The sequence below is a fragment of the Leisingera sp. S132 genome, assembly GCF_025144465.1.
Classification (GTDB): domain Bacteria; phylum Pseudomonadota; class Alphaproteobacteria; order Rhodobacterales; family Rhodobacteraceae; genus Leisingera.
Map to the genome: position 1 here is coordinate 39,067 of NZ_CP083556.1, position 14,206 is coordinate 53,272.

11 protein-coding genes are annotated in these 14,206 nt (G+C 64.5%); 4 read left to right on the forward strand and 7 right to left on the reverse strand.

Annotation, left to right across the window (positions count from 1 at the left end; genetic code table 11):
- Positions 1-85 precede the first annotated feature (85 nt).
- The 3 genes from K3725_RS20595 to K3725_RS20605 all read left to right on the forward strand — a co-directional run bounded on the left by K3725_RS20595 (position 86) and on the right by K3725_RS20605 (position 3,717).
- Positions 86-1,594: an FMN-binding glutamate synthase family protein gene (locus K3725_RS20595; protein ID WP_260018889.1), complete on the forward strand. Its 1,509-nt coding sequence runs from the start codon at positions 86-88 to the stop codon at positions 1,592-1,594.
- A 31-nt stretch (positions 1,595-1,625) separates the two neighbouring features.
- Complete coding sequence (locus K3725_RS20600) at positions 1,626-3,287, forward strand: acetolactate synthase large subunit (protein WP_260018890.1); 1,662 nt, start codon at positions 1,626-1,628, stop codon at positions 3,285-3,287.
- 85 nt (positions 3,288-3,372) lie between these two features.
- Entirely contained in the window at positions 3,373-3,717 is a 345-nt protein-coding gene (locus K3725_RS20605) for a RidA family protein (RefSeq protein ID WP_019297425.1), read from the forward strand.
- Positions 3,718-3,791: 74 nt separating this feature from the next.
- Here K3725_RS20605 and K3725_RS20610 read toward each other — a convergent pair whose 3' ends face one another.
- From K3725_RS20610 to K3725_RS20625, 4 genes are all read right to left on the reverse strand, one after another.
- Positions 3,792-5,483 carry a BCCT family transporter gene (locus K3725_RS20610; RefSeq protein WP_260018891.1) on the reverse strand — a complete coding sequence of 564 codons (1,692 nt, stop codon included), beginning with the start codon at positions 5,481-5,483 and terminating at the stop codon, positions 3,792-3,794.
- 228 nt (positions 5,484-5,711) lie between these two features.
- A complete protein-coding gene (locus K3725_RS20615) occupies positions 5,712-7,133 on the reverse strand; it encodes a carnitine 3-dehydrogenase (protein ID WP_260018892.1) in 1,422 nt (473 codons plus the stop codon).
- Between the two features lie 88 nt (positions 7,134-7,221).
- Entirely contained in the window at positions 7,222-8,139 is a 918-nt protein-coding gene (locus K3725_RS20620) for a 3-keto-5-aminohexanoate cleavage protein (RefSeq protein ID WP_260018893.1), read from the reverse strand.
- An 18-nt stretch (positions 8,140-8,157) separates the two neighbouring features.
- Positions 8,158-10,104 (reverse strand): acetoacetate--CoA ligase, encoded by a 1,947-nt coding sequence (locus K3725_RS20625; RefSeq protein WP_260018894.1) that lies wholly within the window; start codon positions 10,102-10,104, stop codon positions 8,158-8,160.
- A 185-nt stretch (positions 10,105-10,289) separates the two neighbouring features.
- Between K3725_RS20625 and K3725_RS20630 the strand changes: the two genes are divergently transcribed.
- The gene (locus tag K3725_RS20630; RefSeq protein WP_260018895.1) at positions 10,290-11,219 is read left to right on the forward strand and encodes a GlxA family transcriptional regulator; all 930 of its coding nucleotides are present in this window, start codon (positions 10,290-10,292) and stop codon (positions 11,217-11,219) included.
- Between the two features lie 31 nt (positions 11,220-11,250).
- Here the strand turns inward: K3725_RS20630 and K3725_RS20635 are convergent, their stop codons facing one another.
- The 3 genes from K3725_RS20635 to K3725_RS20645 all read right to left on the reverse strand — a co-directional run bounded on the left by K3725_RS20635 (position 11,251) and on the right by K3725_RS20645 (position 14,079).
- Entirely contained in the window at positions 11,251-12,147 is an 897-nt protein-coding gene (locus K3725_RS20635) for a complex I NDUFA9 subunit family protein (protein WP_260018896.1), read from the reverse strand.
- Between the two features lie 81 nt (positions 12,148-12,228).
- Complete coding sequence (locus tag K3725_RS20640; RefSeq protein ID WP_260018897.1) at positions 12,229-12,435, reverse strand: dodecin; 207 nt, start codon at positions 12,433-12,435, stop codon at positions 12,229-12,231.
- Between the two features lie 180 nt (positions 12,436-12,615).
- On the reverse strand, positions 12,616-14,079 hold the full coding sequence (locus K3725_RS20645; RefSeq protein ID WP_260018898.1) for an aldehyde dehydrogenase: 1,464 nt from the start codon (positions 14,077-14,079) through the stop codon (positions 12,616-12,618).
- Positions 14,080-14,206 lie beyond the last annotated feature (127 nt).

The window sequence follows — 14,206 nt, forward strand, 5'->3', positions numbered from 1 at the left end:
CGCGGCTGCAATTTCAGCCGCAATGGCGCAGTCTTGAATTTCAAAAGCCAGGCCCAAGCCCGGCCGCAAAGGAGCGAAGGAAACCATGTCTCAGATATCCAGCACCGTCCTGGCGCTGCTCGAAATCCTGTCCTATGCCTTCATCTTCGCCATCGGCGCCGGAATCCTGTGGCTGATCGTGATCTACATCCGCGACAAAACCCAGACCGCCAGCACCCTGCGCCGCAATTACCCGGTGATCGCCCGCTTCCGTTATTTGTTCGAGCATCTGGGAGAGTTCTTCCGGCAATATTTCTTTGCCCTGGACCGCGAGGAGATGCCGTTCAACCGGGCCGAACGCTCCTGGGTCTACCGGGCGGCCAAGAACGTGGATTCCACCGTCGCCTTCGGCTCCACCCGCGATCTCAAGCCCGCCGGCACCGTCTATTTCGCCAACGCGCCCTTCCCGGACCTGGAACACGGCACGACCCCGCCCGCGCCAGTGACCATCGGCCCCTATGCGCGCACGCCCTATACCACCTCGTCGATCTTCAACATCTCCGGCATGAGCTACGGCGCCATTTCGGTTCCAGCCGTCCGCGCCCTGTCGCGCGGCGCCCAAAAGGCGGGCATCTGGCTCAACACCGGCGAGGGCGGGCTGTCGCCCTACCATTTGGAGGGCGGCTGCGACATCGTCTTCCAGATCGGCACCGGCAAGTTCGGCGTTCGCAAGCCCGAAGGCGGCTTCGACGAGGACAAGCTGCGCGCCGTCGCCGCCCATGAAACCGTCCGCATGTTCGAGCTGAAGCTCAGCCAGGGCGCCAAGCCCGGCAAGGGCGGCATCCTGCCCGGCGCCAAGGTGACTGAGGAAATCGCCGCCATCCGCGGGCTAACGCCGGGCGAGGATGCGATCAGCCCCAACCGCCACCCCGAAGCCTCCAACGTGGGCGAACTCCTCGACATGATCGCCTATGTGCGCGAGGTCACGGGCAAGCCTGTGGGCTTCAAGGCAGTGCTGGGTGCCCACGGTTTCCTTGATGGCCTGTGCCAGGAAATCCTGTCCCGCGGCGAGGCCAGCGCGCCGGATTTCATCACCATCGACAGCGCCGACGGCGGCACCGGCGCCGCCCCGATGAGCCTGATTGACAACATGGGCATGCCCCTGCGCGAAAGCCTGCCCAAGGCGGTGGATGTGCTGACCCGCTACGGCCTGCGCCAGCGCATCAAGGTCTGTGCCAGCGGCAAGCTGATCAACCCGTCAGAAGTCGCCTGGGCCTTCTGCGCCGGCGCCGATTTCGTCAATTCGGCGCGCGGCTTCATGTTTGCGCTTGGCTGCATCCAGGCGCTGCAGTGCAACAAGAACACTTGCCCCACCGGCATCACCACCCATAACCCCAAGCTGCAGTTCGGCCTCGACCCCGCCGACAAGGCGGAACGGGTCGCCTCTTACGCCAAAAACATGCTCAAGGAGGTGACCGTCCTCGCCCACAGCTGCGGCGTCACCGAACCGCGGCTTTTGCGCCGCTACCACGCGCGGATCGTGCAGGACAGCGGCCGCTCGGTCTCGATGGCGGAGCTGTACCCGGAACAGGCCCAGCAGCACGCCGCGCAATAACCCGCCCGCCTGGAAAACCAAAGGAGCCCCGATGTCAGACCTATCCCGCCCCGCCAAAGCTTCCGACCTTCTTGTGGCCGCGCTGGAGGCCGAAGGCGTCGAATACGTCTTTGGCGTCCCGGGTGAGGAAAACCTTGATCTGCTGGAGTCGCTGCGCACCTCAAACATCAAACTGGTGCTGACCCGCCACGAACAGGGCGCCGGTTTCATGGCGGCAACCTATGGCCGCCTCACCGGCAAACCCGGCGTCTGCATGGCAACGCTTGGCCCAGGCGCCACCAACCTGGCCACGCCAGCGGCCTATGCCCATCTGGGGGCAATGCCGCTGATCATGATCACCGGGCAGAAGCCGATCAAGAAATCGAAACAGGGCCGGTTCCAGATCATCGACGTGGTCGGCCTCTTTGATCCGGTCTGCAAGATGTCGCGCCAGATCGTGCACGGCAACACCATCCCCGCGCTGATCCGCGAAGCCTTCCGCGTGGCGGAAGAGGAACGCCCCGGCGCGGTGCTGCTGGAACTGCCGGAGGACATCGCGGCGGAGGAAACGGACGCCTCTGTCATTCCCCCGCACGCCCGCCATTACGCCGTGCCGGACGAGGCCGTTCTGACCGAAGCGGCTGACATGATCCGCGCCGCCAAGATGCCGCTGGTGCTGGTTGGCGCCGGTGCCAACCGCCGCAAGGCACGCGCGGCGCTTTGTGATTTCATCGAGCGGGTTCAGATCCCCTTCTTCAACACCCAGATGGGCAAGGGGGTGGTTGACGAAAGTTCGGACCTGTTCCTCGGCAACGCTGCGCTCTCGGACGGCGACTACCTGCACTGCGCCATTGACCGCGCCGATCTGATCATCAACGTGGGCCATGACGTGGTCGAAAAGCCCCCCTTTTTCATGACCGAGGGCGGCACCAAAGTGATCCATGTGAACTACAAGGCGGCGCAGGTGGATCAGGTCTATTTCCCGCAAGCAGAGGTGGTGGGCGATCTGGAAGGATCCATCACCCGGCTGGGAGACATCCTCGGCGGGCCGCTCGATTTCGACCGCAGCTTCTTCCAGCGCATGAAGGCGGAAACCGACAGCCACATCGCCGAGGGCGCCGATGATCCGCGCTTCCCGGTGATCCCGCAGCGGCTGGTTTCGGACACCCGCAAAGTAATGGGCGAAAACGATATCATCGCGCTCGACAATGGCATCTACAAGCTCTGGTATGCCCGCAACTACAAGGCCTATCACCCTAACACCGTGCTGTTGGACAACGCGCTGGCAACAATGGGCGCGGGGCTCCCTTCGGCGATGATGGCCGCACTGCTGAACCCGGACCGCCGGGTGATGGCGATCTGCGGCGACGGCGGCTTCATGATGAACAGCCAGGAGCTGGAAACCGCGGTGCGGCTGGGCCTCAACCTGGTGGTCACGGTGCTGAATGACAGTTCCTATGGCATGATCCGCTGGAAACAGGCGCATGTCGGCTTTGCCGACTGGGGGCTGGAATTCAACAACCCCGATTTCGTGCAATACGCCGCCAGCTACGGCGCCACCGGCCATCGGATCGAACGGACCGAAGACCTCGCGCCGACGTTCGAGGCCGCCTTTGCCGCAGGCGGCGTGCATCTGATCGACGTCCCGGTCGATTACAGCGAAAACCAGCGGGTGCTGATTGATGAACTGTCTGCAAAGACCTGCCTCATATAAGTGGCCTGATCTAACGGCCTGCCCTTTCCCCCGGCTGCCGCGGCCGCTATGACCGCGGCAGCTTACCCAAGGAAAGGCACAAATCATGACCATCACCCGCATCGGCACCACCGCCCGCTCCAGCAAGATCGTCAAGCACAACGGCGTCGTCTATCTCAGCGGCCAGGTGTCCGAGGCCGAAACCGCCGCCGAGCAGACCCGCGAGATCCTCGCCAAGGTCGACGCCCTGCTGGCCGAGGCAGGCAGCGACAAGACCCGTCTGCTGCAGACCGTGATCTGGCTCTCCGACATGTCCTATTTCGCCGAGCTGAACGAGGTCTGGAACGCCTGGGTCCCCGAAGGCCACGCCCCCGCCCGCGCCTGCGGCGAAGCCAAGCTGGCCCGCGAAATCCTGAAGGTGGAAATCATCGTCACCGCCGCCTGCGACTGACCCGCACCAGCACGAAAAAACAGCGCCGGGCCTCACCAGCCCGGCGCTTTCCTTTTGCGGCAATCCTTCGTGCTTCAGGCGTGCAGGTCCTGCTTTATCCGGGTGCCGTCCGCTGCGACCGTCTCAACCGAGATCGGCGACGCCGAAGGATCGTCGTGCAGCGATTTCAGCAAGCCCCAGATCATTGCGATCAGCACAAAGGAAATCGGGAAAGCCGCCGCAATCGACGCCGTCTGCAGCGCGCCAAGCCCCCCGGCCAGCAAGAGCGCCGCCGCAACTACGCCTTCGCCCAGCCCCCAGATAATGCGGAACTTCTTCGGCGGGTTGTCGTCGCCCATCGACAGCATGGTGGTGATCACCAGGGTGCCAGAGTCGGACGAGGTGATGAACCACGAGAACAACAGGAACGTCGCCAGCAGCGACATCGGCCAGCTGACCCAGCTCATATCGCCCATCCAGCTGGTAGTGCCGATGTTGTCGATGGTCCCGAACAGCGCGCTCGGCAGGTTCCAGTCGCGCACGGTCTGGATGATGCCTGCACCATCAGCCGAGGCGACGCCGGACCCCATGTGCATTTCCTGCCAGATCGCGTTGCCGCCGAACATGCACAGCCAGAAGAACGCGATGGTGGTGGGAACGAACATCACCCCGACCATGAATTCGCGGATGGTCCGGCCGCGCGAAATGCGGGCAATGAACACGCCGACGAAGGGCGACCAGGAAATCCACCAGCCCCAGTAAAAGATCGTCCAGCCGCCCTGCCAGGCCACGTCCGGGCCTTCGGTTGCCGTCCAGAACCCCATCGGAATGAAGCTGGCAACATAGCCGCCCACCGTTGTCACAAACAGGCCCATCAGCCACTGGAACGGCCCGAAGATCACAAAGGCCGCCAGCAGCACGATCGACAGCCAGATGTTCCATTCCGACAGGATGCGGATGCCCTTGCCAACTCCGGACACTGCGGAAATGGTTGCGATGACCGACACAACCGCGATCAGAACCAGCTTGGTGCCGGTGCCGGGATCAACACCGAACAGATGGTTGAGCCCCGCCGCCATCTGGCTGACACCCAGGCCCAGCGAGGTCGCCACGCCAAACACCGTGCCGAACACCGCCAGAAGGTCCACCGCGTGCCCCCAGGGGCCATAGATGCGCTCGCCGATCAGCGGGTACAGTGCCGACCGCAGAGTGAGCGGCAGCTTCTTACGGAACCCGAAGTAGGCCAGGCTCAGACCAACCAGCACGTAAAATGCCCAGCCGTGAAAGCCCCAGTGGAAGAAAGTCACGCGCATCGCGTCCACCGCCCGCTGCATGTCCATCTCCGTATGGCCTGCAAGGTCCGCATGCGGGTTGTTGGGATAGCCCCAGACGGCAGAGGTGTCGAAATAGAAGATCGGCTCAGCCACGCCAAAGAACAGGATGCCGATTCCGATGCCGGCGGAAAACAGCATCGAGAACCAGCTGAAGTTGCTGAACTCGGGGCGCGAGTCGTCGTCCCCCAGCCGGATCTTGCCAAAGCGCGAGAACATCAGCCAGAAGCAGACTAAAAGCCCGATGGAAAACAGGGTGATGTAATAGAAGCTGAGCCCGTTTTCGATCCAGCTGCGGATCGACTTGTAAAGGCCTCCGGCAAACTCGACGTTCATGACCGTGAAGATCACAAAGGCGGCAATCATGCCCTTGGCTGCAATGCTCATTCCCGGATGAAGGCCCGTAAAGAAACCGGATTTCGCCACCAGGTGGCTGTTGGAACTGTCTTCAGGCATTTGGTCCTCCCAATTGTTTCTGATGCCTCAGCGCCGGGGCCCTCCAGCCGCAGACAGCTGAGCGGAGCATGCGGCGGGATGAAGCCCTCCCGATGGCCCGGCGCTCCGGCATGGTCCCCCCCGCTGCCGCGGTGACGGCAGCACGCTTTCAAAAAACGGGCCGGATCGGGGAGGAGACCCGGCCCGCATAAAGAAACCCGGCAGCGCGCGAGCCGCCGGGTTTCCAAGTCATCCGCGCTGGCCGACGTGGCGCCCGGCGCCTTCGGGCAGCGGCAGGCCCGCGTGCGCGGCGGCAAAGGACGCCAGCTTGTCCGCCACTTCTGCCGACGGCAGCGACGTGCCGCGCGCATTCAGGTCCATATGCAGCAGCAGTGTTTCCACGGTTGCCGCCAGCTTGCCCTCGGGGCCGTGCAGGCGGTGGAACAGATGCATCTTCTTGCCTTCGCCCTTCAGAACCTGGGTGGTCACTGTCAGCGCATCGCCCTCGTGCAGCTCATCCAGGAAGCGCACATGGTTCTCGACGGTGAAATAGCTGCCGCCCGCGGCGATGTAGTCTGCATCCGCGCCGATCATCTCCATGAACCGGTCGGTCGCCTGGGCCGAGGCCTCGGTGTAATGCGCCTCGTTCATGTGGCCGTTGTAATCAGTCCAGCTCTGCGGCACCACACGGCTGACGGTGACCGGCAGCTCCACCGCGTCCGGCACGGGCAGCGTGGCCTCATGGGTGTTGATGACACCGCCTGCCCCGCTGCCGGATTTCTTCAGCGCCCGCATCATGCCGACCAGGTTGTCATCGCGCAGCCGCTCCAGTTCGCGGATCGGCATATGGCCGGATTGCGCGTCCGACTGGCCCGCGATCAGGTCAACCAGTTGCTCGGTGAACTCAGGCACATCCATCAGCTTGGTCCAGGGCCATTCCAGCGCCGGGCCGAACTGCGCCATGAAATGCTTCATGCCCGCCTCGCCGCCGGCAATCCGGTAGGTCTCAAACAGGCCCATCTGCGCCCACCTGAGGCCAAAGCCCATGCTGATCGACTCGTCCAGTTCCTCGGTGGTGCAGATACCGTCCTTGATCAGCCACAGCCCCTCGCGCCAGACCGCTTCCAGCAGACGGTCGGCGATATGCGCGTCGATCTCCTTGCGCACGGTCAGCGGGTACATGCCCACCGATCGCAGGATGTCAGCGGCCTGCGCGCAGGTCTCCGCATCGCCTACCAGCTCGACCAGCGGCAGAAGGTAAACAGGGTTGAACGGATGCGCCACCACGGCGCGGGCGCCTTCGGCGTTCAGCTCCGACGGTTTGAAGCCGGAGGTGGAGGAGCCGATCACCGCATCTGCCGGTGCGTGTTCCTGAATCTGCGCGTGGATCTTGTGTTTCAGGTCCAGCCGCTCCGGCACGCTCTCCTGGATCCAGGCGGCATCCGCCACCGCCTCCGCCATGTCCGCATGGAAGGTCAGTTCACCTTCACCCGGCAGCGCCTTGTCATACAGCGACGGCAGCGAGCGGCGGGCGTTGGCCAGCACCTCGCCGATCTTGCGTTCCGCTTCCGGGTCCGGGTCGAACACCCGCACGTTCCAGCCATTAAGCAGGAACCGCGCGGCCCAGCCGCCGCCGATAACCCCGCCGCCGATGATTGCTGCTGTTTTCATGATCTATCCTCTGATCGCCCTCCCTGTGCGCCCGCCGGTGCACAGGGGGTGTACAGGGGGTGCACGCAGGACACCCCCGCATTTCCGCTTATTTCGCCACTGGCGCGCGCTTGGTCAGGCCCAGCTTCTCGCGGACCGCCTCAGGGCCGATGATCCGGGCACCCATGCCCTCGATCACGCCCACCGCGCGCTCCACCAGCTGCGCGTTTGTGGCCAGCACGCCCTTGTCCAGGAACAGGTTGTCTTCCAGGCCAACCCGCACGTTGCCGCCCGCCAGCACCGACTGCGCCGCATAGGGCATCTGATCGCGGCCCAGCGAGAACGCCGACCAGGTCCAGTCGGCGGGCACGTTGTTCACCATCGCCAAAAAGGTGTTGAGGTCGTTCGGCGCGCCCCAGGGCACCCCCATGCACAACTGCACCAGCGCGTTCGGTTCCAGAATTCCCTCTTTTACCAGTTGCTTGGCAAACCACAGGTGGCCGGTGTCAAACGCCTCGATCTCCGGCTTCACACCCAGATCGGTCATCATCTGACCCATTGCCCGCAGCATGCCGGGCGTGTTGGTCATGACGTAATCGGCCTCGGCAAAATTCATGGTGCCGCAGTCCAGGGTGCAGATTTCCGGCAGGCATTCGGCGATATGGGCCATCCGCTCGGTGGCGCCGATCATGTCGGTTGCCGCCTCATTGACCGGCAGCGGCGCCTCGGTCGATCCGAACACGATGTCGCCGCCCATGCCTGCGGTCAGGTTCAGCACCACGTCCACCTCGGAATCGCGGATCCGGTCGGTAAGCTCGCGGTAATACTCAAGTTTCCGGGACGGCGCGCCGGTTTCAGGGTCGCGCACATGGCAATGAACCACCGCAGCGCCGGCCTTGGCCGCCGCGATCGCGGTCTCGGCGATCTGCTTGGGTGAGCGCGGCACATGGGGGGATTTGTCCTGGGTGCCGCCAGAGCCGGTCACGGCGGCAGTGATAAAGACGTCTCGGTTCATGGTCAGGGGCATGGTCTCACTCCTTTGGGGTTAGGCTTGCAATTCAGGGTGATCGGCAAACAGCGCCAGCGCCTGCGGATTGGCGAGGCCGGAGAGGTTGCGGACAGGGTGATTGTTCACCACATCGCGCACCGCCAGCTCGGCGGTCTTGCCGGATTTGGTGCGAGGGATGTCAGCGACGGCGATGATCTTGGCCGGCACATGGCGCGGCGAGGCATTTCTGCGGATCTCCGTTTTGATCCGGACGGTTAGCGCATCGTCCAGCGCGGCACCTTCGGCGGGAACCACAAACAGAACCACCCGCACGTCGTTGTCGATGATCTGGCCGACAACCACCGCATCCGCGACCTCATCAATCTTGTCGAGCTGCCGGTAGATCTCCGCCGTGCCGATCCGCACGCCGCCGGGGTTCAGCGTCGCGTCCGAGCGGCCCAGCACCACGTAGCCGCCGTGCTCCGTGCGGATGGTGAAATCGCCCTGCCGCCAGATGTTGGGATAGGTCCCGAAATAGCTGGCGCGATAGCGCGCATTGTCCGGGTCGTTCAGGAACCGGGTCGGCATCGACGGATGCGCGTTGCGGCAAACCAGCTCGCCAGCAACACCCTTAACCGGTTCGCCCTGATCGTTCAGGGTCGCCACATCCAGCCCCAGCATTGGCGCCTGGATCTCGCCCTGATGCACCGGCAGCACCGGGCAGCCGCCGATGAAACAGCCCAGAATATCGGTGCCGCCGCAGATCGAGGCAAGCTGCACATCCGCCTTCCAGTCGGCGTAGACATGGGCAAAACCTTCGGGCGACAACGGCGATCCGGTGGACAGAACCACCCGCAGCGCCGCCAGGTCATAACTGTCCGCAGGCCGGTTGCGGCATTTCAGCGAGGCATCGATGTATTTGGCGGAAACACCGAAATGCGTGACCTTCTCCGCCTCGGCCAGGTCGAACAGCCGGCGCATGCCCGGATACATCGGGTTGCCGTCAAACAACACGATCACAGCCTCGGAGGCCAGCGCCGCCACCTGCCAGTTCCACATCATCCAGTTGCAGGTGGTGTAATAGAACATCCGGTCGCCCGGGTGCAGGTCGCAGTGCAGCTGCTGCTCCACCAGCATCCGCAACAGGGTGCCGCCGCCGGAATGCTCGATGCACTTGGGCTTGCCGGTGGTGCCGGAGGAAAACATCACATAAAGCGGATCGCGGAAGCCCATGGGACGGCAGTCCAGCGCCGGGGCGTCTACCTGCTTGAAGGCCTCATAGTCGGTCATGCCCGCGGGCAAATCCGCGGCATCGCTTGCATAGGGCCAGACCACGATCTGCTGGATCGACGGCACGCGGGCGGCGACCTCGGCAATGGCGGCGCGGGTCTCAAACACCTTGCCGTTGTAGAAATAGCCGTCAGCGGCAAACATCAGCTTGGGTTCGATCTGGCCGAAGCGGTCGACGACAACATCCGGCCCGCTTTCCGGCGCGCAGGAGGACCAAACCGCGCCCAGCGACGCCGTGGCCAGCATCGCCGCCACGGTCTGCGGCATGTTCGGCACATAGCCTGCAACGTGGTCGCCTGCGCCGATCCCAGCGTCCCGCAGCGCGGCGGCAAGCATTTCCACCTCGCGCTTCAATTCGGCGCGGGTCCAGGCCATGCGGCGGCCGTCCTCACCGATGAACACAATCGCCTCGCACCCGTCGGCGTTCTTCAGGAAAGTCTCCACGACGTTCAGCCGCGCCTCGGGGAAGAACCGGACCTGCATCGGGTCCTGATGGGACAGCAGCGGCACCGTGCCCTTATTCCCCGTCAGCCCGCAAAACTCCCAGGCCAGCGGCCAGAAGTCCTGCGGCAGTGCAACCGACCAGGCATGCAGAGCCGCAAAACTGTCCAGCGCCGTCCCGGCAATGGCAGAAGCCTGTGCCATAAAGCCGGACAGCAAAGGTTTGCGGCGCGCCGAAAGATCCGGCTGCCAGAGAAGAGGCGCGGTGGTCATGGAGGTATCAGTGGTTAGAGAGCGGGCGTCAGGTGGGCGTCGGCGGATCGTCAAGATGCTTGACTTCCTGCGTGATTAGCGCAGGAGTTGACGCATCGCTTATACATTTTCGGTCAAAAATCATACAAATACAGCCAACTCAGCCGCCAATTTTTGAATTCCTGCTATTCGACGGGTTTTCCAACATGGTGCTGGCCAGTGCCATGGAGCCGCTGCGTGATGTGCGGATGAATGCAGGCCAGGATGTTGCCGGATGGCGGGTCAGCACGCTGGACGGGGCGCCGGTGCGCAGCTCCAGCGGGCTGCAGATCACCCCCGACGGCGTCTTTGACGCACGCCAGGGCAACCGCACCCTGGTGCTGGTTGCGGGCTACCATGTGCGCGAACAGGTGATGCCTGCCCTGCTGGCCAAGATCCGGACCGCCACGCGGGCCGCGAAACTGGTTCTGGCAGTCGATACCGCCGCGTGGCTGCTGGCCGCGGCAGGGGTGCTGGACGGCCAAACCGCGACGATCCACTGGCAAGAGCTGGACGCCTTTGCCGAGACCTTTCCCAATGTGGAGGTTTCCACCGCGCGGTTTGTACGCTCCGGCGCGTTCCTGACCTGCGGCGGCGCCAGCACCGCGCTCGACATGATGCTGAGCCTCATTCAGGATCTTTATGGTTCTGCCGCCGCCTTTGGCGCCTCGACCATGTTTGTCTATGACCCCTCGCGCCAGTCGGAGCTGAACCGCGGTGCGGCACGGCTGGAGCAGCGCGGCTCGCCCAAGATCCTGAAGGCGGCAAACCTGATGGCAGAGACCATCGAAACCCCGCTAAGCACGGCGGCGCTGGCCAGGCGGGTGTCGCTGTCCGAACGCACGCTGGCGCGCGCATTTCAGCGTGAACTGGGCATGACGCCGGGCAAATACTACAAGATGCTGCGGCTCCAGCACGCCCGCTACCTGTCGGAGGAAACCCATCTGAGCCTGGAGCAGATTGCCCTGCGCTGCGGGTTTTCCTCTGCTTCCTCTCTGGGGCGGTCGTTCAGCGGGCATTTCGGCCGGACCATCCGCGAGGCGCGGCGACAGGAGAAACCCTGGGTGCAGGAAACCGGCGGCAGCGGGCGCGGCTGAAAGCGGCATCCGGCAGGTGGCGGCGCAGGCTCTAGACGAGGCCCATTGCCACCGGGGAATGCGGCTCAATCCCGAGATCGCGAAACCCCGCGACCCCTTCGCCCACGGTATTGTCACGCCGCATCAGCGCGATTTGCGCCGGAGTAACCGGAGGCCTGGGCAGCAGCGACAGCAGCGCCGCCGCAATCCGCCACAGAACAAACGGCACCGGCAGCAGCAGGCGGCGGCGGCCGGTGCGGGCGGCCAAGCGCTGCAGGATGTCCCGGTAGGCCAGCACATCCGGCCCGCCCAGCTCAAACACCTTGCGCTGCGCCCTCGGGCCATCCAGAACACGGGCCACCGCGTCCGCCACATCCTCGACCCAGACCGGCTGCAGCCGGGTCTGGCCGCGCCCGAACAGCGGGATCACAGGCAGCTGTGCGGCAAGCCGCTGCAGATCTCCGAAAAACACGCCCCCCTCACAGAACATCACGCTGGGCCGCAGGATCACCGCATCCGGGCAGGCACTGCGCACCGCAGCCTCCCCCTCGGCCCTGGCCCGCACATAGGCCGAGGGCGAATGCAGGCTGGCGCCGATGCCGGAGATATGGATCAGCCGCTGGCCCGGGGTCTGACGCACCAGCCGGGCAACCCTGCGGGCGCCGTCCACATGCACGCTGTGAAAATCCTGCTGCCGGGTTTCCGTGTAAAAGCCGATGCAATTGACCACCCATCCGGCACCGCTGAGAGCACGGGCCATGACGCTCTGCTGTGCAAGATCCGTCTGCACCTGCGCCACCCCCGGTTCCCACTCCTGCGGCGGCGGCGCCCCGGGCGCACGGGTGCCGGCGCTGACGCTGCAGCCTTGCTGCTGCAGACGCCGCACCACCCGGCGGCCGAGAAACCCCGTGCCGCCCAGCACGATCACTCTGCGCGGGCTGATCTGCATCCGGAAACGCTCCCTATGGGGATCTGCGCCTCCAGATAGTGCATCTGCACCGCCGTGCCACCCGCCTGCAGCTCGTCCGGATCAATCCAGCCGGAACCCGATCTTTAAACCGACCTGGTAATGGGCAACCTTGCCGTCCTCGACATGGCCGCGGATTTCCCCCACCTCGAACCAGCCGATGTGGTCAATGGTCCTGGACGCACGGGCAATGGCCCCGCTGATCGCGTCCTCGATGCTGGTCTGCGAGCTGCCCACCACATCCACTGTCTTGTAAACCGCGTCACTCATCACACACCTCCTCACGCAGCGGCCAAGGCGGCCGCAGCACAGGGTCCAGTGTGACCGGATCCGCGCCCGCGTCCAGAGTTTCCGCCGCTGCAACGCGTGGATCCCCTCTTCATCTGGCCGGAAATATCCCCGGGGGAGCGTGAGGGGGCAGGCAGCCCCCTCGCTCCTGTCCTCAACAGATCAGCGCATCACAAAGGGGTCGGGGATCGGATCGTCGCTGGTGCGCAGCCAGACGGCCTTCACCTTGGTGTAATCCAGCGCCGCCTGCAGCCCGCCCTCGCGCCCGTGGCCCGACAGCCCGTGGCCGCCAAAGGGCGCAATCGGGCTGACCGCGCGATAGGTGTTGACCCAGACAATACCGGCCCGGATGCCGCGGATCATCCGGTGCGCCCGGGTCAGGTTCTGAGTGAACACCCCCGAGGCGAGACCGAAGGCGGTGTTGTTGGCAATCTCCAGGGCCTCTGCCTCGGTCCCGAACTCCACCACCGACAGGACCGGGCCAAAGAATTCGTTCGACAGGCAGGGCGCCTCTGGCGCATCGGAGCAATCCAGCACCGTGGGCGGGAAAAAGAACCCCTCCCCGTCCGGCACGGTGCCGCCGGTGAGCAGCTTGGCACCAGCCGCAACCGAGGTTTCGATCAGCCGCAGCGCATGGTCGCGCTGTTTCAAGGTGCAGAGCGGCCCCACTTCCGTCGCCATGTCATCCGGCGCGCCGATGACCACCGCTTCGGCCTTTTCCTTCAGCCGCTTCAGGAACGCATCCTTGATCCCTTTCTGAATCACCAGCCGCGATCCTGCGACGCAGCTTTGCCCGGTGGCGGCAAAAATCCCCGACACCTGCGCGTTCACCGCGCTTTCCAGATCGGCGTCGTCGAACACGATGAAGGGCGATTTGCCGCCCAGCTCCAGCGAGGTGGAGGCGAGGTTTTCCGCCGAATTGCGCACGATATGGCGCGCGGTTTCCGGCCCGCCGGTGAAGGCCACATGCGCCACCTTGCCGTGGCTGGTCAGGGCCGCACCTGCCTCCGGCCCGCCGGTGATCACGTTCAGCACGCCGGGCGGGAAGCCCGCCTGATCAAAGATCCGGGCGAATTCCAGCATCGGCGCCGGGCCTTCCTCGGAGGCCTTCAAGACCACGGTGCATCCCGCTGCCAGCGCCGGGCCGATCTTGACGGCAGACAGAAACAGCTGCGAGTTCCAGGGCACGATGGCGGCCACCACACCCACCGGCTCGCGCCGCAGCCAGACCTCCATGTCGGGTTTGTCGATCGGCAGATGCGCACCTTCGATCTTGTCGGCAAGGCCCGCGTAATAGCGGTAATATTCCGCCACATAGGCAATCTGGGCCGAGGTCTCGCGGATGATCTTGCCGGTGTCGCGGGTTTCCAGCTCTGCCAGCTTCGGCGCATTCTCCGCCACCAGATCAGCCAGCCGCATCAGCAGCTTGCCGCGCTGGGTGGCATTCATCCCACCCCATTCAGGGGAAATGAACGCCGACTCCGCGGCCCTGACAGCACGGTCCACATCCGCCGCCGTAGCGGCTGGCATCTGCGCCCAGGGCTTGCCGGTGGCCGGATCGAGGCTCTCGAATGCCGCACCCGCATCCTCAAACGCGCCGCCGATATACTGCTGGAAGGACTGCATCTTCAGCTCCTTTGATGGACCTTTGACGATAGGTAAACAGGATCTTCACCAGTTAACCGCAAACTGGCCTCAGGAGCGACACGCTCTGCCGCCACACTTTGGCCAAGCAGGCCCGGCGCGCGCCCCC